The sequence below is a fragment of the Maricaulis sp. genome (assembly GCF_017643475.1).
GTDB lineage: Bacteria > Pseudomonadota > Alphaproteobacteria > Caulobacterales > Maricaulaceae > Maricaulis.
In genome coordinates, this window is record NZ_JAEPNI010000001.1 from 794,065 (window position 1) to 818,728 (window position 24,664).

The 24,664-nt window shown below is 61.7% G+C and carries 21 protein-coding genes; 13 read left to right on the top strand and 8 right to left on the bottom strand.

The window, feature by feature from the left end; genetic code table 11:
- The 3 genes from JJ889_RS03750 to JJ889_RS03760 form a co-directional block, all read right to left on the bottom strand.
- Positions 1-831 (bottom strand): mechanosensitive ion channel domain-containing protein, encoded by an 831-nt coding sequence (locus JJ889_RS03750; RefSeq protein WP_291891596.1) that lies wholly within the window; start codon positions 829-831, stop codon positions 1-3.
- A gap of 85 nt (positions 832-916) precedes the next feature.
- A complete protein-coding gene (locus tag JJ889_RS03755; RefSeq protein WP_291891597.1) occupies positions 917-1,624 on the bottom strand; it encodes a hypothetical protein in 708 nt (235 codons plus the stop codon).
- Positions 1,625-1,676: 52 nt separating this feature from the next.
- Positions 1,677-2,633, bottom strand: a complete 957-nt coding sequence (locus tag JJ889_RS03760; protein ID WP_291891599.1) for a hypothetical protein — start codon at positions 2,631-2,633, stop codon at positions 1,677-1,679.
- 157 nt (positions 2,634-2,790) lie between these two features.
- Between JJ889_RS03760 and JJ889_RS03765 the strand changes: the two genes are divergently transcribed.
- Both JJ889_RS03765 and pdeM read left to right on the top strand, forming a co-directional pair.
- Positions 2,791-5,256, top strand: a complete 2,466-nt coding sequence (locus JJ889_RS03765; protein WP_291891601.1) for a ligase-associated DNA damage response DEXH box helicase — start codon at positions 2,791-2,793, stop codon at positions 5,254-5,256.
- Positions 5,256-5,984, top strand: coding sequence for a ligase-associated DNA damage response endonuclease PdeM (pdeM, locus tag JJ889_RS03770; protein ID WP_291891603.1), 729 nt, complete (start codon positions 5,256-5,258; stop codon positions 5,982-5,984). The genes JJ889_RS03765 and pdeM overlap by 1 nt, the downstream gene beginning before the upstream one ends.
- Here the strand turns inward: pdeM and JJ889_RS03775 are convergent.
- The 5 genes from JJ889_RS03775 to JJ889_RS03795 form a co-directional block, all read right to left on the bottom strand.
- Complete coding sequence (locus JJ889_RS03775; protein ID WP_291891604.1) at positions 5,963-6,439, bottom strand: DUF3429 domain-containing protein; 477 nt, start codon at positions 6,437-6,439, stop codon at positions 5,963-5,965. The genes pdeM and JJ889_RS03775 overlap by 22 nt on opposite strands.
- 34 nt (positions 6,440-6,473) lie before the next feature.
- A complete protein-coding gene (locus tag JJ889_RS03780; protein WP_291891605.1) occupies positions 6,474-7,262 on the bottom strand; it encodes a TIGR02186 family protein in 789 nt (262 codons plus the stop codon).
- Positions 7,262-8,203 carry a sulfite exporter TauE/SafE family protein gene (locus JJ889_RS03785; protein ID WP_291891607.1) on the bottom strand — a complete coding sequence of 314 codons (942 nt, stop codon included), beginning with the start codon at positions 8,201-8,203 and terminating at the stop codon, positions 7,262-7,264. Before JJ889_RS03785 ends, JJ889_RS03780 begins: the two co-directional genes overlap by 1 nt.
- 8 nt (positions 8,204-8,211) lie before the next feature.
- A complete protein-coding gene (locus tag JJ889_RS03790) occupies positions 8,212-11,250 on the bottom strand; it encodes a peptidoglycan-binding protein (protein ID WP_291891608.1) in 3,039 nt (1,012 codons plus the stop codon).
- 272 nt (positions 11,251-11,522) lie between these two features.
- Positions 11,523-13,037, bottom strand: coding sequence for a hypothetical protein (locus JJ889_RS03795; protein WP_291891609.1), 1,515 nt, complete (start codon positions 13,035-13,037; stop codon positions 11,523-11,525).
- Between the two features lie 121 nt (positions 13,038-13,158).
- Between JJ889_RS03795 and JJ889_RS03800 the strand changes: the two genes are divergently transcribed.
- The 11 genes from JJ889_RS03800 to JJ889_RS03850 all read left to right on the top strand — a co-directional run bounded on the left by JJ889_RS03800 (position 13,159) and on the right by JJ889_RS03850 (position 24,628).
- Complete coding sequence (locus tag JJ889_RS03800) at positions 13,159-13,647, top strand: MerR family DNA-binding transcriptional regulator (protein ID WP_291891610.1); 489 nt, start codon at positions 13,159-13,161, stop codon at positions 13,645-13,647.
- A 57-nt stretch (positions 13,648-13,704) separates the two neighbouring features.
- Entirely contained in the window at positions 13,705-15,492 is a 1,788-nt protein-coding gene (locus tag JJ889_RS03805; RefSeq protein WP_291891611.1) for an acyl-CoA dehydrogenase C-terminal domain-containing protein, read from the top strand.
- 158 nt (positions 15,493-15,650) lie between these two features.
- A complete protein-coding gene (locus tag JJ889_RS03810; RefSeq protein ID WP_366940055.1) occupies positions 15,651-16,757 on the top strand; it encodes an acyl-CoA dehydrogenase family protein in 1,107 nt (368 codons plus the stop codon).
- Positions 16,758-16,803: 46 nt separating this feature from the next.
- Complete coding sequence (locus tag JJ889_RS03815) at positions 16,804-17,154, top strand: hypothetical protein (RefSeq protein WP_291891614.1); 351 nt, start codon at positions 16,804-16,806, stop codon at positions 17,152-17,154.
- On the top strand, positions 17,154-17,747 hold the full coding sequence (locus JJ889_RS03820; protein ID WP_291891616.1) for an FMN-binding negative transcriptional regulator: 594 nt from the start codon (positions 17,154-17,156) through the stop codon (positions 17,745-17,747). Before JJ889_RS03815 ends, JJ889_RS03820 begins: the two co-directional genes overlap by 1 nt.
- Positions 17,748-17,821: 74 nt before the next feature.
- Positions 17,822-19,027, top strand: a complete 1,206-nt coding sequence (locus JJ889_RS03825; RefSeq protein ID WP_291891617.1) for an acetyl-CoA C-acetyltransferase — start codon at positions 17,822-17,824, stop codon at positions 19,025-19,027.
- A gap of 2 nt (positions 19,028-19,029) precedes the next feature.
- On the top strand, positions 19,030-19,281 hold the full coding sequence (locus JJ889_RS03830) for a hypothetical protein (RefSeq protein ID WP_291891619.1): 252 nt from the start codon (positions 19,030-19,032) through the stop codon (positions 19,279-19,281).
- Complete coding sequence (locus JJ889_RS03835) at positions 19,281-21,491, top strand: 3-hydroxyacyl-CoA dehydrogenase NAD-binding domain-containing protein (protein WP_291891621.1); 2,211 nt, start codon at positions 19,281-19,283, stop codon at positions 21,489-21,491. The genes JJ889_RS03830 and JJ889_RS03835 overlap by 1 nt, the downstream gene beginning before the upstream one ends.
- A 161-nt stretch (positions 21,492-21,652) precedes the next feature.
- Positions 21,653-22,261 (top strand): DUF998 domain-containing protein, encoded by a 609-nt coding sequence (locus JJ889_RS03840; RefSeq protein ID WP_291891623.1) that lies wholly within the window; start codon positions 21,653-21,655, stop codon positions 22,259-22,261.
- Positions 22,262-23,359: 1,098 nt separating this feature from the next.
- Positions 23,360-24,208 carry a hypothetical protein gene (locus JJ889_RS03845; protein WP_291891625.1) on the top strand — a complete coding sequence of 283 codons (849 nt, stop codon included), beginning with the start codon at positions 23,360-23,362 and terminating at the stop codon, positions 24,206-24,208.
- A gap of 204 nt (positions 24,209-24,412) precedes the next feature.
- Entirely contained in the window at positions 24,413-24,628 is a 216-nt protein-coding gene (locus JJ889_RS03850; protein WP_291891627.1) for a hypothetical protein, read from the top strand.
- The last annotated feature ends 36 nt before the right edge of the window (positions 24,629-24,664 follow it).

Genomic DNA, 24,664 nt, shown 5'->3' on the forward strand with positions numbered 1-24,664 from the left:
TCAGCCTTCGCGGGTCATGTTGACCTGGTGCGGGTACGGGATCGAGATGCCGCCCTTGTCGAAGGCTTCCTTGACGTTTTTCATGGCGTCGAAGTGCACACCCCAGTAATCGCCGGAGTTACACCAGACACGTGTCACGATATCCACTGACGAGCCGCCATGGGCCATTACAGCTGTGAATACCGCCGGGTCCTTGAACACTCTTTCGTCAGCGCCCAGCGTGTCCTGGATGATCTGCATGGCCTTGTCGATATCGTCGGAATAATCGATCGAGAAGGTGAAATCGACGCGGCGGGTATCGTTGGCGGAATAGTTCGTGATCACATCGCCCCAAGCGGAGCCGTTGGGGACGATGACCTTCTTGTTGTCACCGGTTGCCAGCTCTGTGGTGAAGAGGGTTATGTCCTTCACGGAACCGGCCTGGCCGGCCACCTCGACGAAGTCACCCAGCTTGTAGGGGCGAAAGAGGATGATCATCACGCCGGCTGCCAGGTTGGACAGCGTGCCCTGCAGGGCCAGGCCAATAGCCAGTGTCGCTGCACCCAGGGCCGCGACGAGGCTGGTCGTTTCAACGCCAAAGCGATTGAGAACGGCGATGACGACAATCGCCATGATGCCGTAATAGGCCAGTGAGGCGAAAAATCCGCCCAGCGTGTCGTCGATGCGGTCGCTTTTGACAGCGGCATTGCGTACGGCCTTGCGGACGCCACCAGCGACCATCATGCCGACAATGAGGATGAGCGCAGCCAGAGCCAGGCTTGTGCCTGCATCAATGCCGCGTTCTATGAGAGAGGAGAGATTATCACCGGACATCAGTTCCTGGGGGTCCATCGGGGGCTCCTTTTAACGGGGAGAGCGCAACTAGCACTCTGCAATCTCGAGGGGAAACTAAATTATATAACTCGCCTGAAAGCGATCAGGCGGATTCGCGTACAATGATGATTTTCTGCCAGATCTTGGCGGACATGTTCGAAGTCAGGGATTCAATGTCATTGACGGCGGCGATAACGACCGGGTCGCGTGAATTCTGGGCGTAGAGCGCGGCGATCTTGCCCGCCAGGCTGAGCAGTTCGGCGCAATAATCCAGATATCGCGACAACTCGAAATCCGACATTTCCCGCGTCGGCGAGGATTCCGTGCGCGGTCCCAGCTTGAGGACCGCCGTCGGGTCCTTGGTCAGCTGGTGCATGTCGATGATGTGGGCGATCGAGCGCAGTTCGTGCAGATCGTCCAGGGCGAGGCTTCGCTTGAGGCGCTCCTCGATGCGCGAGAGCGTGAAGATGGCGACCGCTGCCAGGATGACGATGTTCAGCCCTGCTTCGACGCCCTCGAAAACGGTGAAGATGTCGGCGCCGGTGCCGTTCACGCCGATCGCCGAGTAAAGCCAATATCCCATATAGGTAAGGGCCACGACCGCGCCGAGAATGGCGGCAGCGGTGCCCATGCGCAGGACGATGTACGGTCTGGCCAGGCGCTCGGAGCGGCGTCGGTCGCGCTTGCCCAGCTCTATAACCTCGGCAACGACATTATTCAGGCTGGCATCAGGGAAACGCTCGCGCACGCGGTCAGCGAGGCGATCGAGAGTTTCGATAATATGAGCCGAATTCAGTGACTTGAATGGCAATTTTTCCCCCTGTCGGGGAGAGAATGCCTCGCGCGTTGCGCGATGTCACCCGTTAAGTCGCGGTGGTGGCGACAGCAGCGCTGGAGCTGGCGGCGGTGATCGCCGCGACCATGGCCGCCTGGGCCGCGAGGATCGCGGCCAGGTCAGCTGCCGCACCGACAGGGCTGGCATCTCCCATTTGCATCTGGGCCAGACGCATGGCGATTTTCGGCGCGGCAGTGCTGGAGACACGCGGGCGCATCTCCTTGATGGTCTCGAAACTGCGCACCAGCGCGTCGGCCATACTGGCTCCGTCGCCCTGGGCCGCGAGCACGGCGAGGCCGGTCTTGCCGACACCATGACGCAGGGAAGAGCGACCGCGAACGGCCAGGTTCAGACTGGTCCAGGATGCAGCGATATCGCCGTAATCCGTGTCCAGCAGCGCAACTTCATAAGCCGCCGCATCGGCGTGGGATTTGGGAATACCGGCCGAACGCAGGGCCTCGCGTGTGCGATCCAGGCGGACGGCGCAATCTTCCGGCGTCTCGCCCAATGCGGTGAAGGCAGCCGCGAGAACTTCCTCCCGCATCGGTTCGCGGCGCCACCAGGGCGCGGCAATGGCGTCGAGATTATCGTAGAAATGATCCGCCTGGTGCGCATGGCCGCCCGCAGCAAGCAGGGCAAGTGCGGCGCAGGATCCACCTTGCGACAGATGCCGACTGCCGCGGGCCTTGCGACGTTCCTTGAGCCCTTCGCGGACATCAAAGAAATGCTTTGCACTACGGCCGGCGGTAACAAGGGCAGCAGCAAAGACAAGGCGCATGGCCTTTGCCGGAGCTTTCCAGGCACCCAGCCCGTCATTGAGCTGGTCGCGGGCCTCGAAGACGCGTTCGATCAGGCATTCGACATCCTGTTTGGCGTTAAGCGAGGAGAGGGCGGCGAAACGGGCATACATGCGCTCACTCTTGGGCGCCCGGGCCAGATAGGCCTCGTCCAGCGATTTGAATCGCTCGATTACCGCATGTTCCATAATTCACCCTCGCACTGTCCCGAAGCTGGCATCATGCTGCATGGCGATATTCTGCGGCAGAGGGACAGTCTGGCGCAGTGTCCCCTGTTGGTGTGTCGGCTGTGGACAGCGCCTGTTTCACCATTGCCCGGGCGCGTTTTCGCGATCAGGATGAAGCATGGCCTCGGCTCAGCTTCCTTCCCCCATAGCGCACTGGTTTTCCCGGCGCGGCTGGGCGCCTCGCTCGCACCAGCTGGACATGCTGGAAAAGGCACGAGCGGATGAGCACGCGTTGCTGATCGCACCGACAGGCGGCGGCAAGACCCTGGGTGGTTTCCTGCCCAGCCTGGTCGAGCTGCACGAAACCCTGGGCCAGGGCGCGACCAATCCGCGCCGTAAACATGCGCTGCACACACTCTATATTTCGCCCCTCAAGGCGCTGTCGGTTGATGTCGCCCGTAATCTGATCCAGCCAGTCGAGGAAATGGGGCTGGGCCTTCGCATCGAGACACGAACAGGCGATACCTCCGCCTCGAAACGCCAGCGTCAGCGGGCTCATCCGCCAGACATTCTGCTGACCACGCCGGAACAGCTGGCACTATTCTGTGCGACGGCGAATGCACAGAGCTTTCTGGGTGACCTCAAGCGGATCATTATTGACGAGATCCATGCGCTGGCGCCGCAAAAGCGGGGTGATCTACTGAGCCTTGGCATGGCGGCTTTGTCGCGATGGGCGCCGAATGCCCAGCGGGTAGGGCTATCCGCGACGGTGGCGGACGAGCAGGGGCTGGCACGCTGGCTGGTGCCCCAGGACGAGGCCGAGACCTCCAGCTTCGCCAGTATCGTGCGCGGTGATGCCGGCGCGCGGCCGGATGTTGAAATCCTCGATCCGGACGAGCGCATTCCCTGGGCGGGGCATTCAGGACGCCATGCGCTGGGCGATGTCTATCAGCGTATCCGGCAGGCGCGCATGACCCTGGTCTTTGTGAATACACGCTCCCAGGCCGAGGCGACTTTCCAGGACCTCTGGCACATGAATGCCGACAATCTGCCCATTGCCCTGCACCACGGATCGCTGGCTCCGGAACAACGCCGCAAGGTCGAAGCGGCTATGGCGCGCGGCGCGTTGAAGGCGGTGGTGTGTACGTCCACGCTCGATCTGGGCATCGACTGGGGTGATGTGGATCTGGTGATCCAGATGGGAGCGCCGAAAGGGTCTTCCCGTTTGATGCAGCGTCTGGGGCGCGCCAATCACCGGCTGGACGATCCGTCCCGCGCCCTGCTGGCCCCGACCAATCGTTTCGAGCATCTGGAGTGCGAGGCAGCACGCGACGCTGTGGCGGCCAATGCGCTGGATGGCGAACCGCTGGCTGCGGGGGCGCTGGATGTTCTGGCCCAGCATGTCATGGGGCGGGCCTGCGGTGAGCCGGTCGACCAGGATGCGCTCTTTGAGGAGATCTGCCGGGCGGCGCCCTATGCCGAGATGGATCGGGAAACGTTCGACAGGATCTTCGAGTTTTCGGCAACCGGCGGCTATGCGCTTCAGACCTATGATCGTTTTCGTCGCATGGTTAGGGGCAAGGACGGGTTGTGGCGCGCGCGTACACCGCAGATCGCCCAGCGACATCGCATGAATGTCGGTACGATCGTAGAGGCGCCCATGCTGGACGTGGTGGTCTCGTCGCGCGGGCGCGGCGGGCGCAGGCTGGGGCAGATCGAGGAATGGTTCGTCGAACAGCTCGTGCCGGGAGACACGTTTCTGTTCGCGGGTCAGGTCCTGAAGTTCCAGGGTATCGAGGAGATGGCAGCGCGGGTCACGCGAAGCTCTGATCCCGAGCCGAAGATCCCGTCCTATCAGGGCGGAAAATTCCCGCTCTCCACCTATCTCGCGGAGCGTGTGCGTGACATGGTCCAGGATCCGGTGCGCTGGGGACACTTGCCGGAACAGGTGCAGGAATGGCTGAGGATCCAGCAGGAGAAATCCGAACTGCCGCGGGCAGACGGACTGTTGGTGGAAACCTTTCCGCGCAATGCCAAATTCTACCTCGTCTGTTACCCCTTCGAAGGGCGTCTCGCGCACCAGACCCTGGGCATGTTGCTGACACGTCGCCTGGAGCGGATGCGCATGCGGCCGATGGGGTTTGTTGCAAACGAGTATGCGCTTTCCGTCTGGGGGCTGCGGGACATGTCCGGGCTGGATCTCAACGCTTTGTTCGCCGAGGACATGATGGGCGATGACCTGGACGCGTGGCTGGCCGAAAGCGACCTGATGAAACGAACCTTCCGCAATTGCGCGGTTATCGCCGGGCTGATCGAGCGCCGTTTCCCGGGGCAGGAGAAAACCGGCCGCCAGGTCACCTTCTCAACGGACTTGATCTACAATGTGCTGCGCGAGCACGAGCCCGATCATGTGCTGATGAAAGCGGCGTGGAACGACGCCGCTTCGGGACTTCTGGACATCCGCCGCCTGGGCAAGGCGCTCGAACGGGTCCAGGGACGGATCCGGCATGTGGGACTGGACCGAATCTCGCCGCTCGCGGTACCGGTGATGCTGGAGATCGGCAAGGAGCCGGTCTATGGCGAGGCGCAGGAGAGCATTCTCGAGGACGCTTCGCAGGATTTGATAGCCGAGGCGTTGGCGTGATGATCAGACAGCTTGAAAAGTCGGCCGATCAGCTCTCGTTCGAGCTCGCTGGGCATCGTCTGTTCGCGCACCGCTCCGGCGCGCTCTTTGTGCCGGAATTTGATGCGCTGATCGTCTCGGACTTGCACTTTGAAAAAGGCTCGGCCTACGCGCGCTCAGGTCAGATGTTGCCGCCTTACGACACCCGGGAAACCCTGCGCCGCCTGGGGGAGGTGGTTGAGCAGATTGATCCGGCCTGTGTCATCGCGCTCGGCGACAGTTTTCACGACCTTGATGCTGCAGGGCGGATGTCTGTGGAGGATCGGGGGGGCTTGAAGGCTCTCGTGAACGCGCGGGAGCGATGGATCTGGATCGAGGGCAATCACGACCCGGAGCCGCCGGAGGATCTGGGCGGCGAGATCCATCACGAGCTGAGGCTGGGAAATCTGGTTCTGCGGCATGAGCCGGAGGCAGGGGCGGCGCGCGGGGAAATCTGCGGGCACCTGCATCCCTGTGCGAAAGTGCGGGGCAAGGGGCGAGCCGTCCGGCGTTTCGCCTTTGCGACAAATGGCGACCGCCTGATCATGCCCGCATTTGGCGCTTATACCGGTGGGCTGAATGTCTGTGACGACGCGATCGTGGCGGTCTTCGGTGAGGTGCCCAGCGTGATGGTCCTAGGGCGGGAGCAGGTTCATGCGATTTCGCCGCGTCAGCTTGTACCGGATCGTTACCGGACGAGGACCAGGTAGGCCACGCTGATGGCCAGGTGGGCGAGCACCACGCCAGTGGTCAGAACTGTCCGCAATCGCCCGTACCAGACCGGTAGATCACGGCGCAGCACTGCCTGCCTGTCCCATACCCACAAGGCTGCGAAGCACACACTCATCATGGTCCAGGCGGCAATCGGCTGACCGGCCCAGTGGGTTAGCACCGAGGCGAGGGCGAACAGGCTGGGCGCGATCGAAATTCCGAGTGACAGGCTATCCGGGCTTGCCCGAGCGGTGATGAGTTCACCCCAACGCACACCACCAAGGAAAGTCGCGATCAGGCCGGAGTAGATCGTGAACACCCACATCTCTGTTGCGGGGCTTCGGCCCTGGTTTGCTGTGGCAACCAGCAGCAATACCGCAGTCCAGAACGGGATCAGGCCGGCGAGGCCGAGAAACAGCGCCGGTTTGGGGATGGGTGTGAAGTCACGAGCCATGCCCCAGAACTAGTCCTGCCAGTGCGCAAGGCAATCAGCGACGGCCGAACATTGCAGCAGCTGCGTATCCAGCCAGCATGGCGAGGGCGACGCAAAGCAGGCCGTAAATCATCGGTGCGCCGTGTGCGAACTCGTAGATGACACGCTCAATCCCGGCTTTCTCAACACGCATGCTGGTTGAACGGCTGGCGATCGGCCGGCCTTCCCGGAAGAGATAGACCTCGGCCGTATAGTTTCCGACCGGCGTGCGTGGCGGCAGGGCAAGGGTCGCGCGGAACAGGCCGCCATCAAGCACGTCCACACCACGCGGAGCGGCGGAATAGAGGTCTTCGCGCGCACCGGCGCGTTGCACGGCGGCAAAGTATTCCGACAGGTCCGCGCCGGTCGGCTCGCTGTCCTCGGCCGGGGCCTCGATGGCTTCGAGGTCGTTCAGTCTATCCGCATAGGCCTGGACCAGTAATTGCGGCAGGCCGATATCATTACGGATCAATGCTTCAGACGTGGCAATTTCTTCCAGCGGGCGGGTGCTGGCGATGGAGTAGTAAGCGGGCACGCCGTCAAACTCCTGGGCCTGGGCGTTGACCCAGATGCCAAAAGAACGGCGCTTCTGCATGACCCGGAGATCCTGGTCCGGGCCGCGCAGGACCACCACGATCTCGTCCTGGATGGTCAGGCCGCGTGTGGCGCCGTAGAGGATGAGCTCTGTGCCGGCAAAATCCTCGCGGATCTCGACCGTCTCATGCGTCAGGGCTGCCATGATCTGCGGCGCTTCCTGGGGCACGGCCTGTTGCAGGCTGGCAGCGAGGGCGAGTTCGAGCAACACTAGTGACCCACCTCTCCGCCGCGCGGCAGCACGACAAACATGTCAGAGGGTGTCACGACGAGGTCCCAGCCCAGCTTGAGGCAGACGGCAAGCACCATGAAGGCGAGCAGGGCGCGCAATTCCTCACCCTTCACATGCCGTCCGGCACGGGCACCGAACTGGGCGCCGACAACACCGCCAACTGTCAGCAGCATGGCGAGAACAACATCGACGGTCTGGTTCTGTGAGGCTTGCAGGAAGGTCGTCAGACCGGTGACGAAAAGGATCTGGAACAGCGAGGTGCCGACCACGACATTGGTCGGCATGCGCAGGATGTAGATCATCGCCGGCACCATGACGAAACCACCGCCCACACCCATGATCGCGGCCAGCGTGCCGACAAAGAAGCCGATGGCTATGGGCGGGATGACCGAGATGTAGAGCCCGGAACGCGGAAACCGCATCTTGAAAGGCAGGGCGTCAATCCAGGTGCGTTTGCGGTGCCCGCCACGTCCGCCCTCTCGGCGTTCTTCGGGCTGGCGTCGACGCATGATCGCGCGCACGCTTTCGATCAGCATGAGCCCGCCGATAATACCCAGGAAGCTGACATAACTGAGCGAGATAATAAGGTCGATCTGGCCCAGCCCCCGCAAAAACGAGAAAAGCTGGACACCAAAAATGGACCCAGCGGAACCGCCAATCAGCAGCAGCCCCCCCATTTTCGGATCGAGTGTTCGTCGTCGCCAGTGGGCCAGGGCGCCGGAGGCCGACGAGGCGACGATCTGGTTGGCCTCGGTCGAGACGGCGACAGCGGGCGGGATGCCGATGAACATCAGCATGGGCGTCATCAGAAATCCGCCACCCACTCCGAACATGCCGGACAGGAAGCCAACGCCGGCTCCCAGTCCAAGCAGAAGGAAGATGTTTACGGAAATCTCAGCGATTGGCAGATAGATCTGCACCGCGGCCTCTAGTTCGCTACAGCGCGGGACAGGCGTTCCAGCAGAACGTCGTCCACATGGCCGGTCCGCGGCAGACCCTGGTCCGCCTCAAAGGCCATGATGGCCTGGCGAGTACGATCTCCTATTGCGCCGTCAATCGGACCCGGGCGGTAACCCAGCACCGAGAGGAAACCCTGGGCGCGTTCAATGTCGGCCGCGCTGGCAGAGGGTGTGCGATCCCATGCCTGTCCCTGATAGAGGCCGTTTGCCTGGGCGTCGATCGGGCGCGGCTGGAAGCTTTGGGCGACCTGGCGCGCCTGAGACAGGGCTTCCGGCTCGAGTAGTTCCTCCAGCGCGATTGCGCGTTCGCCTGCCGTCGGATCGCTGTCATTGGCGGAGATCATGTACCAAGCATAGGCGTCTGCAAGGCTCAAGGGAACTCCCTGGCCGCTCTCGAACAGAAGCGCGAGGTTGAACTGTGAATCGCCCAGGCCCAGCAGGGCAGCTTCCTGGAACCAGCGGGCCGCCGTTTCGAAATCACGCGGTGCGCCGGAGCCGTAGTAATACATCACGGCGAGATTGTGCATGGCACGGCGATGGCCGGAATTGGCCGCACGTTCGGTCCAGCGGCGAGCGGCTTCCAGATCCATGTCGACGCCTTCGCCGGTTTCCAGCATTTTGGCGTAGCGATACTGTGCGGCCGGCACACCCTGTTCCGCAGCGCGGCGCAACAGGATTGACGCCGAAGCTAGGTCGCCGGCTTCCAGTTGGCGCATGCCCAACTGATAACGGGCGATCGGATTGCCGTCGGCAGCAGCGCTTTCCAGCGTGGTGCCACTTGTCGAGTTTGCCGCTTCGGTCGGGGCGATTTCGCGGGTCGAACGTTCGACGGACGATGATGCAGGTTCGTTTGTCACCGGCTCCGGGGTCGGCGTGATCGTCGCTGAGGCGTCAGCAACCTGGTCACGGGGCGGTGAAGCCTCAGCCTCTGCCGGCGTTGTTTCCGGTTCGGCGTCAAGGTTGGCAGCCGGGCTGGTCGTTGAGGAGGGCTGGGCCGGGGCCGCGAGGCCAGCCTCAACTTGGGCGATGAAGGCATCGTCGGAACGGGCATCTGCGATTGTGGAGCCATCCTCGCCCTGCAGCGCACCCCAGATCAGGATCGCGCCAGCGCCGCCAAGAGAGATGAGGGCCATGAGCGGGATGGCGACCAGCGTTGCGCGGCTGAACTTGATCGGCCGGTTCTCGCGTTCATAGGGTGTGTAGGCAGTCGTGCGTGTGGTTTCGCGAGCTGCAGCGAGGAAATCCGCATCGGCTGTTGCGCCAACCCGGGCTGCCGGGCGCGGCTGGGCAGGAGCCTTGGGCGCTGCCTTTGCTTGGGGCGCAGGAGTACTCGTCTCGGCCTGTTGGCGCGCTCGTTCTTCGGCGATACGGCGCCGTTTCTGGCGGCGGGTCTCGCCGCGCGGAATCTCTGCCTGTGCCTGTGCCTGTGCCTGTGCCTGCTCCGCCGGAGCCTGCGGTGCCGGTAGTGTCGCTTCCGGTTCACGCAGAACCGGCGCGTTTGGCACAAAGGGTTCGTCCGCCAGGAAGGGATCGGTCTTGCCGCTTTCAAAAGCGCTGACCGGAACCTCAGCCTGGGGCGGCGGTCCCAGCGGGGCGTCGAAATCGAACGGATCATAATCGTCGGAACTGGTGATGACCGGTTCGGCGCGCTGGGCCGTTTCGTTTGCGGGTTTTTCGTCAACCGTTTCGGTATCGGGTGCCTTGTCGCGGCTCTCGATCGCCTCGAGCCGGTCGGCGAGCGCAGTCATCGCGCGCTGGACGGGGGTCAGAGTCTCTTCGGTTTCGTTGCGCACTGCAGCCAGCTTGTCCTGGACACCCTGCAACGCATCCTCGATGCGTGTCGCTGTGCGTTCCTCGGACTGGCGCAGGCGGTCTTCCAGCTCCGCCTCGCGGTCAGGACGATTGTTCTCGATCCGCTCGATCGCGTCGGCCATGCGGTCAGTGACCTGTTCGACGGCCTTGGTCGAGCGTTCCTCGGAGCGCTGGATGCGATCGGCCAGGGAGCGGCCCAGGCGCGTGACCTCATCGGCCATGCGGCGCATGGATTCCTTGTTTTCCTGGCGAACCTCGTCGATGCGGTGGTTGAGCGTTTCTTCCGAGCGGCGGTCCTGGCGGGCCTCCTCGGCACGTCGCTCGCTCTCGGTCAGGCGCTGGTCAATGGCCTGGGCCAGGCGGCTGATCTCGTCGCCCAGGCGCGCCATGCTGTCAGCCTGGCGACGATCTGCGTCCTCGACGCGAATGCCGGTCGATCCGACCTGGTCGCGGAGATCCGTGACAATGCGGGATACATCATCCTGCAGACGCTCGAAGCGACGCTCCAGCTCGACATTGTCATTGGTGTTGCGCGTTTCCAGTGCGCGCAGGCGTTCGTCCAGACGTGCGAAGGACGTCTCCAGCGTGCGCGCGGTATCATTGGTACGACGCTCGGAGTCCTCGACGCGTTCCGTGAACTCCTTGAGATTGTCCGCGCGCGATTCCAGCTTGTCGACACGCTTGTTGGTCTCGTCGATCAGCTCACGGGCAGCGATGCCACCGGTCTGTTCCTGTTCATGCAGGCGGGCGGAGACGTCATTTTCGTGTTCATAGAGGCGGCGGGCGAGCTTCATCACCGTGGCGTGGATAGCCTTGGTGTCCTCGCCACTGGTCGCGGAAACGCTGGTTTCCAGCTTGCGCAGCCGGTCGGCGATCTCGCCCTGGCTGCGATTGACGCTGTCTATGCTCTTGTCGGTCTCGTCCAGCTTGGCGCCCTGGCGTTGGGCAACCTTGGCGACATTGGTGGCAAGCTGGGTAATGGCCCTGTCGAGTTCGGACAGGGTGGAGCTGGAGGCCTGTTCGGCTTTTTCGATGCGATCGGACAGGCGGTTAATCATCGCCCTGAGCAGGCGGTCATCATCGTTGGCGACATCGCCGTCAAAGCCGGGAAAGGCTTCCAGGGCGTCGTCCCACTGGGTCGTTGCGGGATCATTGTCGTCGAGAATGACGCGGTTCAGCCATTCACCCAGAGTCATGCCCTGCTTGCGTGCAGCAGTCTTCGCCCGCGCCCTTGCACGCGGGTCGATTCCTTTCACGCTCCAGGGACCCCCAGATGACATCCGAATCGCTTTCTTCTCGCCCAGGCCAACGCTATCTGCCGGTTAATATTGTGTAAACCGAGCGCGGTGGCACTAGATCTAGTGTTTCCACACGAAAATCAGGGAATCGCGAGCGGGCCCTGAAATCCTGAGTCTAGACAAGGAGATGACTCGGTTAATGCGCCGTAAAATATGTGGATAAGTCCGTGCTATTGAGCAGCGGCGAAGAAGCGCGGCGAGATATTGCGCAGACGCTCCTCCAGGGCCGCCGCTTCGCGTTGCGGCGTATCGGATGTGATGGAGGGCAGGGCGCGGGCGATATCGAACAGGAGCCAGGCCGTCTCGATATCATTCTGACTGACCGCATAACGACCGGCATGCCAGTAGAGGAGGGGCGCCGCCGGGTCGATCTGGGCCGAGGTCGCGAAATAGTCCAGCGGCAAGGTGTCGGTGCCCGGAACACGCGCCGCCGCCTGTGCGGACATCAGGTTCGCCGCGGCACCGGCGTAGTCGGTGCGATCCGTAAGGCCGGAAAGTGCCTCGATCAGGGCGGCCGGATCCGTGGCGCGGTTTGCCACGGCGCTGGCCACGGTCTGGAAGTCCTGGTTGCCCAGTCCTGCAATGATGATGCGGGTCATGGCGGAGCACAGCTCGCTGGACGTGTTGGGTTGGCACTCACCCTCATGCTGGCTTCCCTGCATCAAGGTCAGGTAGGCGCCGGGCAGGTCTCCGGCCTGCATCAGGGATTGAGAGGCGAACAAGAAGTTCTCGGTTGTGGGCATGGTCTCCGGGCGGCGTGTTGCAGCCAGGCCCTTGTGGATGATCGTGCTCAAGGCGTCATTTGCCGGCAAATAGCCCGTCGCATCGGATTCGACCCGGCCGGCCGGCCAGGGGAAGGCGCGCTCCTCGACGTTGCTGCGCAGCAGCGTCCAGGTCTCGCGGCGGCCGTCCGGGCTGGAGGGGCTGAAGACGAGAAATGAGAAGCTGTCTGGCAATTGTCCGAGCGATCCAGCAGAGCCAATGGCGTCCGGGTGGATTGGCAGGGTATGTCGCATCCATCGGGTGAGCTGGTCGTAAAGTGCGTTGTCGCCGCGTTCGCCCGGGACGACGCTGTAAACGGCACTGCCATCCGGTGTGCGCCGGATCTCGATCAGGCCGGCCTCGGTCTCGCTGCGGACCAGGTCAACCGGATTGGCGCGAATGCCGGTTGCGGCCTCGATCCAGAAACGTTCAAAGCTCACCCCGCCCGGCCCGGCGATCTCCTCAAGCTCGCCGCCGCGCGTAAACCGGGTGAAGACGTCCATCTGGCGATGGGCGCTTGCGGCCATCGCAGTATTGGTCACGTGTTCATCGGTGACAGTCAGGACGCGTCCGGTCGTGAAGTCGTAGATCGTGCTGCCGTCCTGCACATAGCCATCGCCAAACGTCAGGTTCCGCATCTGGGTGTCGGTGGGTTCGCCGGCCAGGGTCTGGCGTTCAACCCGCCAGCGGGTTTGGGTGACTGTTTCGCCGGTTTCTCCGCGCAGGGCGAGATAGGCGCTGCGACCCAGGTGAGCGCCCGCCACAGCCGGCGTTTGTGTCGGCGTATCCTCGCTTGTTTCCAGTTGCAGCGGCTGCGGCGCAAGGATGGAGAAGGGGTCGGCCGGATCCTGTTGCGCGATAGCTGTGGAGCTGCTGCCGATCAGGAGGCCGGAGAGGGCAAGAAGACGCGTGAAACTGAACATGGCCGGATACTGCCGCGTCAAGCGCGGCGAGAAAAGGGCGAAGCATGTGGAAAGGTAAATTCGAACATGCGTCATAAATTTGACGTTGACGTTCGCGTAATCATGTGAACATTGTTCATTCATGGTCAAACCTGTTCCGCCCGATACTGAATTCACCATCCGCGAACTTTCCAAGGAGTTCGACGTTACCCCGCGCACGCTACGCTTTTATGAGCAGAAGGGCATGATCACGCCCATGCGCCGGGGCGCTTCCCGTGTTTATTCCGCCATGGATCGTGCGCGCATCGAACTGATCCTGCGCGGCAAGCGCGTCGGCTTTGCGCTCGACGAGATCAAGGAAATGCTGGACCTGCGCTTCATCGACAGCCGCGACCCGCAGGTGCTTGACGCGACGATCGAGCGTTTCGAGAGCCGCATTGGTGTGCTTGAACAGCAGCGCGAGGATGTCGAGCGCGCGCTGGAAGAGATGAATGCCGGCCTGGACTGGCTGAATGCCCGCCTCAACGAGAACGAGCCGTCCGAAGAAATCAAACGTCGCGCCCGGGCCTTCGAAGCCCTGGCGTCCGCCCGCCTGGAAGACTGGACGGGCATGCCCCCGAGTTCCTCTTAGAGTTTCATCCCTTTACGGGGCTCAGACCCCGCACTGACTGATTGTTGGAGATAAATCATGGCAGCCTATCGCGCTCCTGTTCGTGACCAGATGTTTGTCCTGAATGACGTCCTGGATGTTGGCCAATATGGCCATCTGCCCGGTTTTGCCGATGCGGACGTGGATACCATGGCCGCGATCCTGGAAGAGGGCGGCAAGTTCTGCGAGGGCGTGCTGGCCCCGATCTCCAAGGTCGGCGATGTGGAAGGCTGTACGCGTGACGATGACGGCAATGTCACTACGCCGACCGGCTGGAAGGAAGCCTTCCAGCAGATGTCCGAAGCGGGCTGGACGGCGCTGTCCTCTGATCCGGAATATGGTGGCCAGGGCCTGCCGCACGTTCTCAATCTTGCGGTCAACGAGATGGTCTCCTCCTCGAATATGGCGTTTGGCATGTATCCGGGTCTGACCCTGGGTGCGGCTGCGGCGCTGCACACCGGTGGTACCGACGAGCAGAAGGCGCTTTACCTGCCCAAGATGATCTCCTGCCAGTGGGGCGGGACGATGAACCTGACCGAGCCGCATTGCGGAACGGATCTGGGCATGCTGCGCACCAAAGCTGTTCCGCAGGCGGACGGCTCCTACAAGATCACCGGCCAGAAGATCTGGATTTCCTCCGGCGAGCACGACATGGCCGAGAACATCGTCCATCTCGTCCTGGCCCGTATCGAAGGCGCCCCGGAAGGCGTGAAGGGGATTTCCCTCTTCGTCGTGCCGAAATTCATTCCGGATGCCGACGGCAATCCGGGCGAGCGCAACAATGCCAAGTGTGGCGGCCTGGAACACAAGATGGGTATCCACGGCAACGCCACCTGCGTCATGGACTATGACGAGGCGACCGGCTGGCTCGTGGGCGAGGAGAACAAGGGGCTCAAGATCATGTTTATCATGATGAATGAGGCACGACTGGGCGTGGGCCTGCAGGGTTATGCCCTGGCCGAGGCCGCCTATCAGCAATCCCTCGACTTCGCCAAGGACCGTATCCAGGGCCGCTCCCTGACCGGACCGAAAAACCCGAACGGCCCCGCCGACCCGATCATCGTGCATCCGGATGTGCGTCGCATGCTGATGGATCAGAAATCATTTGTCGAAGCGGCGCGTTGTTTCGCCTTCTGGACGGCCCTGCACGGCGATCTGGAGGAAAAGTCTGACGATCCGACCATGCGCGAGAAGGGTGGCGACTACATGGCGCTGCTGACCCCGATCGTGAAGTCCTATCTGACCGGCAAGGGCTATGACATGGTCTCCAACGGTCTGCAGATCCACGGTGGTTCCGGCTTTACCGAGGAATGGGGTGCGTCCCAGCTGCTTCGCGATGCCCGCATCACCCTGATCTATGAAGGCACCAATGGCGTCCAGGCGCTCGACCTGGTGGGCCGCAAGCTGGCGATGAACGGCATGCGCCCGATCACGACCTTCATGGGCGAACTGGAAGCCTTCATCGCCGAGGGCGGTGACGAGACGACACAGCCCTTCATCGATGCGCTGACGGAGTGCCGCGACAAGCTGAAACAGGGTACCGACTGGCTGATGAACAATGCGCTGGAGAATTTCGACCATGCCGGCGCGGGCAGCCACGACTATCTCAACCTCTTCGGCCTGACCTGCCTGACCTATATGTGGGCGAAAATGGCCAAGGTTTCCGCGGCCAAGGTCGCCGCGGGTGATAGCGATCCTATCTATGCCAACAAGCTGGTCACCGGCCGCTACTTCATCGAGCGCTGGGTGCCGGAAGCCGCCATGCATCTCGCCAAGGTAGAAGCCGGCGCAGACAGCATGATGGAACTCGACGCGGAGGCGTTCTAACGCGGCCGCTTCTGCCGGAGACCGTCCCGCCAAACGAGGATGGTCCCGGCTCGTGACGGTTGATCAGGCCCGCAAGGGTCAAAGGGGAGGATAATCAGGTGTTTCAGGACCCACTCAACGTACCAAAACCAGCCTTTCTCGAGCGCGAGGATGTGCGCATGTTCGAGGATACGGTGCGCGCCTTCATGGCCAAGGAATGTGTTCCCAATGCTGAACGTTGGGAAGAGCAGGGCATGGTCGATCGCGAGATCTGGACCAAGGCCGGTGAAGCCGGGCTGCTCTGCCCGTCCGTGCCGGAGGAATATGGTGGCGCCGGCGGCGACTGGGGCCATGAATACGTCTTCCATACGGCCGGTGCCGAGGTCGGCGCGAGCGGCTGGGGTGTTGGCCTGCACAATACGATCATCGCGCCCTACATCACCGAATTCGGTTCGGACGAGCAGAAGAAGTCGATCCTGCCGCGCATGATTTCCGGAGAGCTGATCGGCGCCATCGCCATGTCGGAGCCGGGCACCGGTTCGGACCTGCAGAGCGTCAAGACGACGGCGGTCAAGGATGGCAATGGCTATCGCATCAACGGCCAGAAGACCTTCATCACCAATGGCGGCTCCGCCAATTTCATCATCGTGGTCTGCAAGACCGACCCGACCAAGGGGTTTGACGGCGTCTCGCTGATGCTGGTCGAGACCGAGAAGGTCGAGGGCTTCAAACGTGGTCGCTTGCTCGACAAGGTCGGCATGAAGGCCCAGGACACGGCTGAGCTGTTCTTCGAGGATGTCTGGGTGCCGGCCGATGCGCTGCTCGGTCCGGAAGAGGGCCAGGGTTTCATCCAGCTGATGAAGAAACTGCCCCAGGAACGGCTGCAGATCGCCGTCCAGGGTGTCGGCGCCATGAAACGCGCCCTGCACGAGACCATCACCTATACCAAGGAACGCCAGGCCTTTGGCCGCCCGATCCTGCATTTCCAGAACAGCCAGTTCAAACTCGCCGAGTGCAAGACCAAGGCGACGCTGGCCGAAGTGTTTGTGCACCATTGTTCAGAGCGCCTGATGAAGGGCGAGCTCGATGCAGCTACGGCCTCGATGGCGAAATACTGGGTGTCGGACGCTCAAAACGAAGTGATCGACGAGTGCGTTCAGCTGCACGGCGGCTATGGCTATATGAAGGAATACCCCATCGCCAAGATGTGGACCGACAGCCGTGTCCAGCGCATCTATGGCGGCACCAACGAGATCATGAAACTCCTGATCGGAAGGACGCTTTAGCGCGATGACGACCTTGGTGGATCAACAATCGAGTCGCAGTCTCTCGGTGCTCGCGTTCGTCGCGGGCTGGGGTGCTCCGTATATCGGTTCCACCATCTATTACGGTTGGGCGAGCATGTGGGCGCATCACGGTTTTACCTTCTTCATACCCTCGACGACAGAAGTGCTGGGTTATCTGCCGGCCTTTGCGGCGATCTTCGCACTGGGATGGATCTTGGCGGGTGATCGTGTGTTGGTCGCTGTCTTTTGTGGAATTGCCGCCTCATATGGCATCCCGTTGATCTTTTCGGCTCTTTCCGGGCTGCGTCTGGATGGGCTCGTCTGGTCGGTGTTTATGGCGCTCGGTCTTTCCGGGGCATTCTGGATGGCCCGCAGCGTTCGAAGGAGATTCCTCTGATGTACACCCCCACGCACTTCAAGATGGAGAATGAGACCGGGATGCGGGCGCTGATGCGTTCGTATGATTTTGCCATTCTCCTGGTGCCGGGGGAGCCGGATCTGGCGGCCACGCATATCCCGCTGAAACTGGCCGATGAGCGCCAGGCCCTGGTCGGGCATGTCGCCCGCGCCAACCCGGTTACGAAGGCCATCCAGGACGGCAAGCAGGCCATCGCGATCTTCTCTGGTCCGCACGCCTATGTCTCGCCGACCTGGTATTCCGATCCCAATGACAATGTTCCCACCTGGAACTACATCGCCGTGCATGCCCACGGAAAACTGGTCGCTCTGGAAGGCGAGGACGCGGAACGGGCGCTCTCCTCCCAGATCGCCGATTTCGAGGAACAGTGGCGGATCACCAATCTGGAAGAAAGAAAACGCGCCATGCTCGAGGCCGCGATCCAGCCCTTCGAGCTGGAAATTGAACGCCTCGATGGCAAGGCCAAACTCTCACAGAACAAACCCGTGGCAGAGCGCCTTCGTCTCGCCGAAGCGCTGAACGAGCGCGGGGAAAGCGCCATCGCCTACCACATGGTTGAGGGGGATGGGTGATGGCTCTGCCCAGTCCGGGCAGGAACTGATTTGTGTCGATAAAGAACAAACCCGCGAAGCGGAAAGGACTGAAAATGACTGAAGCCTATATCTACGACGCCACGCGCACGCCGCGTGGCAAGAAGAAGGGCGGAGCGCTGAACGAGATCACGGCGCTTCAGCTTGCGACCCAGCAGCTCGAGGCGATCCGCGATCGCAATAATCTCGACACGGCGCTGGTTGATGACGTCATCATGGGTGTCGTCTCCCCGGTCGGCGAACAGGGTGCCAATATCGCCCGCTCTGCCGTCATGAACGCGAAATACGCCGAGACGACCGCGGGCTTCCAGCTCAACCGTTTCTGTGCCTCCGGGCTGGAAGCGGTCAATGTTGCAGCCGCCAAGGTCATGTCCGGCGAGGCCGACTTCGCCATTGGTGGCGGTGTCGAGGCCATGTCGCGCGTCCCGATGGGTTCCGACGGTGGTGCGATGATGTCCGATCCGGAGATCGGCTTTGACCACTATATCGTTCCGCAGGGTGTTTCTGCCGACCTGATCGCGACCAAGCACGGTTTCTCCCGTGACGATGTCGATGCCTATGCCGTGGAAAGCCAGAAGCGTGCAGCGCGCGCCTGGGAGGAAGGTCGTTTCAAGAAGACGATTGTTCCGGTCAAGGACCAGCTGGGCCTGACCATTCTCGATCATGACGAGCACATGCGTCCGGGCACCGATATGCAGGGCCTGGGTTCGCTCAAGTCTGCCTTCAAGGACCTGTCCGACTTCGTCGGTTTCGAACATGTTGCCACGCAGCGTTACCCGGAAATCGAATATCTCAACTGGGTCCACACGGGCGGCAACTCCTCCGGTATCGTCGACGGATCTTCCATGGTGCTGATCGGCTCCAAGGAAGCGGGCGAGAAAGCCGGCCTCAAGCCGCGTGCGCGCATCAAGGCGATGGCCTCCGTCGGATCCGAGCCGACCATCATGCTGACGGGCCCGGTTCCGGTCACCGCCAAGGTGCTCAAGAAAGCCGGCATGGATGCCAGCGATGTGGATCTGTGGGAGCTGAACGAGGCGTTCGCGGCTGTCGTTCTGCGTCTGATGCAGGCCTATGAGATCGATCACGACATCATGAATGTGAATGGTGGCGCGATCGCCATGGGTCACCCGCTTGGCGCAACCGGCGCGATGATCCTGGGCACGGTCCTGGACGAGCTGGAGCGCTCCGACAAGGAAACCGCACTCACCACGCTCTGTGTCGGCGGCGGCATGGGCACGGCCACCATTATCGAGCGGGTGTAATCATGCATGATCCCAAGCTCGAGCAGGACAAAAAGGACTCGGCGTCGATTCTGACGCTTGGGTTGCCGCTTGGTTTTCCTGTCGGGATTGCGATCGGCGTCGCGCTGGGGGTGGCCCTGGAGAGCCTGTCAATTGGCATCGCCATCGGTGTCGCCATAGCCATGTCGCTCTCCGTCGCTTTCGGCGCTGGACGGCTTAACGAAATAAAGAAAAAGCAGGATGGCGAGACGCCGTCCGATGAGGAGAAATCCTGATGAAAAACTTCACACTTGAAATCGACGGCGACGGCATTGCCCTCGTCACATTCGACAGCCCTGGCAAGTCGATGAACGTTATCTCCGCGGACGTCATGGACGATTTCGTGGAACTGACCGAGAAGGTCAAAACCGACGACGCCATCAAGGGCGTGGTCCTGACCTCCGGCAAGTCGGCCTTCTGTGCCGGTGCAGACCTGTCCGAGCTGGGCGGTGGATCGTCTGAAATGGCCAAGCTGCCGGAAGACGAGATGAAGGCGAAACTGTTCGAACAGTGTTATCGCCTGAACAAGACGCTGCGCGAGCTGGAAACCTGCGGCAAGCCGATCGCAGCCGCAATCAATGGCCTGGCCCTGGGCGGTGGTTTCGAGATCACCATGGCTTGCCATTACCGCGTCATGCCGAACGACAATCCCAAGGCCAAGGTCGGCCTGCCGGAAGCCATGGTCGGCGTGCTGCCGGGCGGTGGCGGCACCCAGCGCCTGCCGCGCCTGGTTGGTGTCATGAATGCCGCGCCGATCCTGCTTCAGGGCAAGCAGCATGATGGTCCGTCCGCACAGGCCCTGGGCATTGCCCACGCCACCGTGCCGATGGCCGAGCTGGTTTCCAAGGCGAAGGAACTCGTCAAGGAAGACCCGATGAATGCGACCCAGCCGTGGGATGGCGACAAGTTCAAATTCCCGGGCGGTGGTCCCTACCATCCCGCCGGTGCCCAGGTCTTCGGTGCAGCCTCTCCGATGCTGCGCAAAAACACCTATGGCAACTATCCGGCCCAGCGTTACATCCTGTCCTGCGTCTATGAAGGTGCCCAGGTCTCCATCGACCAGGGTCTGCGCATCGAGAGCCGCTATTTCACCAAGCTGCTGCTGCGTCCGGAAAGCCGCAACATGATCCGCTCCATCTTCCTGTCCAAGCAGGCGCTGGAGAAGGGTGGACGTCGTCCGGCCAGCCAGGAAAAGGCTGACGTCAAGAAAGTCGCCATCATCGGTGCCGGCTTCATGGGCGCCGGCATTGCCACGGTCACCGCCCAGGCCGGTATCGAGGTCGTGCTCATCGACGCCAACCAGGAAGGCGCCGACAAGGGCAAGAAGCATGTCACCGATCACTTCGCCAAGGGTGTGAAGCGCGGCAAGCTTTCCCAGGAAAAGGCCGACAAGATGGGTGCCCTGGTCACGGCGACCACGGACTATTCCCTGCTGTCCGATGTCGACCTCGTCATCGAGGCCGTGTTCGAGAATTCCGAGCTGAAGGCCAAGATCACCCAGATGTCCGAAGAGGTCATCCCGGAGAATGCGGTCTTTGCGTCGAACACCTCCTCCATTCCGATCACGGATCTGGCCAAGGCGTCCAAGCGCGAGGACCAGTTCATCGGCATCCACTTCTTCTCGCCGGTCGAGAAGATGATGCTGGTCGAGATCATCATGGGCGACAATACGGGTGATTACGCCCTGTCGCGCGCGATCGACTATGTCACCAAGATCAAGAAGACGCCGATCGTCGTCTCCGACACGCGCGGCTTCTATGCCAACCGTTGTGTCATGCGCTTCATCGGTGAAGGCATGAACATGCTGGCCGAGGGTGTCAGCCCGGTCCTGATCGAGAATGCGACCAAGATGGCCGGCATGCCGGTTGGTCCGCTCTCCCTGCAGGACGAGGTTGCGCTGGATCTGGGTGTGAAGCTGATCAAGCAGACCAAGTCGGATCTGGGCGAGAACTACAAACCGTCCCCGACCGAGCCGATCCTGTTCAAGATGGTCGAGGAGTACGAGCGTTTCGGACGCAAGAATTCCAAGGGCTTCTATGACTATCCGGCCGAAAAGGGCCAGCCCAAGCGCCTCTGGCCGGAGCTGGAACAATTCGCTCCGGGTGGCAAATACCTGGAAGACCAGCCGTCCACCGACGAGATCAAGGACCGCATCCTCTTCACCCAGGCCATCGAAGCGGCCCGCTGCATGGAAGAGGAAATCGTCATCGATCCGCGCGAGGCCGATGTCGGCTCCATCCTGGGCTGGGGCTTTGCGCCTTATACCGGTGGCGCGCTGTCCTACATCGACACCTATGGCGCGGCGGCCTTCGTGAAACGTGCCGACGAGCTGAAAGCTGCTTATGGCGACCAGTTCGAAGTGCCAGCCCTGCTGCGTGAAATGGCCGAGAAGGGCGAGACCTTCTACGGACGTTTCGCTCCGGCCGAGGCTGTCGCGGCGGAGTAATCCGACCTGATCTCTCAAAAGAACCGGCCCGGAGCATTCCGGGCCGGTTTTTTCATGGGGATAGCACGCGGCACAATCCTTCTGTCGGGATCGCGATGCCCCGCTAGCATGCGTTCGGAAACTGTGTGAATGCTTCGCCTGCCGAAACAGTGGAGAATGTCGTGCGTACCAGTTCGTGGCTGCCTGCCCTGCCTATTGCCAGCTATGCCTGGCTTGTCGCTTCTGTGGTAATCGCCGGAGCCCTGCATCCCGGATATGACCATGTGAGCCAGTTCATGAGCGAGCTGGGGGCGCAGCAGGCGCCCAATGCGTGGGCGGTCAATTATCTCGGTTTTCTGCCGACAGAGCTTCTTTTCCTGGCCTTTGTCGGTCTCGCGTTGACCCGGGTGGGGCGCAATGGCTGGCTCAGGGCTGGATTGCTGGCGCTCGCACTGTATGCCCTTGGATTGGTCATCGCGGCCTTCTTTCCCTGCGACAGCGGTTGTCGGCCGGACGACCCAACGACCACTCATCTCGTTCACATCGCCAGTGGTCTGGGCGCTTATCTGTTCGGCATTCTTGGCCTGTTTCTGCTCGCAGTTGGCCGGTTTCAAAGCAAGGATCGCGGTCTTGCCGTGAGCGGGCTCGTGGTTGGCTTGTTCGCACTGGCCTGCTTCGTCCAGCTGACCCCGGACAATCCGCTGGTTGGTCTCTATCAGCGAGCGCTCGAGACGGGGCTTTATCTCTGGTGTATTGCCTTCGCCTTTCATCTTGGCCGGCGCGGGGCCTGAAGGCGGCTATCCACACGGGCAGGAGTCATTTTGACCGTCTGTATCATCGTGAAGATCAGTGATTGGTCCGGCCGGAAAATACAGCTCTCGCCCTTGACGGATCAGCAATAAATTCCCTAATTGCGCGCAAATATTCAAAGGTGGCGCTGCACCTGTTTCGTCAAACCGGAATTCGGTGCGAAAAAATTGCGTTATCCACAAAAAGCGCTCATTTATCCACAGAACCCGCTTTCTTATCCACGCAACCCACAAGCCGTCGCGTTGACCGGCCGGGCTCTCCCGACCTAACGTTTGATTGTCGACGGGGCGGAAAGCCAACCCTGCAAGGGGAAATCGGACCAAGCCGACGGCGGATCGAAAGCCGGAGCACGAACGTGAAGCGGCCTGAAGATCCGGGCCGGGACCCTCGGGAAACGGACCAGCGGCAAGGTCGAGAGATCAGGCCGGTCGGTGAGGAAACCGCGTAAGCGGGGACGCAGCCGGCGAAGATCCGGACCTTTCGGGGAAAGGATCAGATCCGGGGTCAGACCCGGCTTGGCCAAGGGCGGAAACACGTGAGTGGGACAGCCGGAGGCACCGGTTCCACCCCTTCGGGAGCGGAACCAGCGGTGAGGTCGAAAGATCAGGCCGGTCGGGGAAAGATCCGCGCAAGCGGGGACAGAGCCGGCGAAGATCCAGATCCCCTGGGAGATGGGTCAGGTGCGGGGTAAAACCCGGATCAGTCGAAGGCGGAAACACGCAAGTGGGGAAGCTGGAGGCAGCGGTGTCGGACCATCAGGGACGATATCGTGGGTTCGGGGTCAAAGCCGGACCCGGTGAGGCGGCCTCTCCCTTCGGGGAGGACCGTCCTGACCAAACCTCCTACCCAGGAGGACGCTCCCGGGCTGACCCGCCTGGAGCACGTGCAAGGAAGGCGCGACTATAGCGCGACGACCAAGCAACGCGGCCGCCCGCCTCTTGAACCCTCCGGGGAACAAGGACGGGCGGTTGGTGTTTGTGGCGCCATCACAATCGGGAGAGTTACGCCAGCTTAAGTGGCCAGCCTTGATTTGCGCGCTATTCTCGTTCGGCCTGTTGGTGAGCGCGATGGAGTGAGTGATGTTGGTAGCGTGGATTATGGGGCTGGCGGCGTCGATGATGACGCAGGATGGTGAAGGCCTGATCGAGGCTGTGCCCGAGATGGTCAGCCCTGATGAACACGCCAGTTGGATCAGTTTCAATCCCGAGCAGACGATCATGGCGTTCGGCCGGCATGATGATGACTGGGGCAATCACCGTGTCCTGCTGACCTATCTGGGCGCCGCAGGATGGGGCGTCCCACAGCCGGTCGAGATCGATGGCAATGCCTGGCCTGTAGAGATGCGTGCCTTGCGGTTTGCGCCGGACGGGCGTAGTGCGGTTTTTTCGTCTGCTCCGATGCCGGGGGAAGCGCGGGAGGACTGGGACCTCTGGTTTGTGCGCTTCCACGAAGGCCGGTTTGTCGCCGCGCGGCGACTGGAGGAGCCCGTCAATTCGTCCGCCCATGACTTCCACGGATCGCTCGCGGCCAATGGCACGATCTATTTCGCTTCGCGGCGTGATGGCGGCGCGGGCGGGTCTGATCTTTATCGCGCGCGACCTGACCTGGCCTCGGGCTGGCGGGTGGAGCATTTGCGCCAGCTTTCAACCGAGTTCTCGGAGGCAGACATCTTTGTTGCTCCGGACGAAAGTTATGTCCTGTTCGCCCGGACCGGTGCTCCAGACGGCCAGGGCGGGGACGATCTTTACATCAGCCATGCGCTAGCGGATGGCTGGGCCGAGCCGACACCACTGGGCCAGGATGTCAATACAGTCGAGTACGAGTACGGCGCGTGGGTAAATTCCGATCAGGACACCCTCTGGTTTACGTCTTTCCGACAAGGGGTTTATGGGCAATATCGGGTTTCCCTGCCCGCCCGAGAGGACTGATTCCGGCACCGGATTCGAGGTGATATTCTCCCTCTGGGTGAATTCTGCATTTGGTTTACGAACGAAACCAAATGTCTAGAGGCTTGATTCCAATAGAGAATCGAATTTGCTTGCACATATTCAGGATTCGAATGAATTATGACATGCAACCGGCCTGCTCTTGTCGAAAATGCCCGAGATCTTAGCGAGGGAAATCCGCCGGGCATGTTGCAGTCCAGCCTTGAAATATTGCGCGACCCCATCCGGGTGTTCACGGGCTTGTGCTGGGCTTGTGCCGTGTCCCTGACCTGCCTGCTCAGCTGGCTTGCCGTCCAGTCGGTGCAACAGGTCCGGTCTGACGAAGTTTATGTCGAAGCTCTGCAGCGTCAGGCAAGCAAGGCGATGTTTGTCACCAATTCCCGCCTCGACCGCAGTCGCTAGTTTTCGCCATTTGCGCCTGATCTGTTTGCCGGCCGA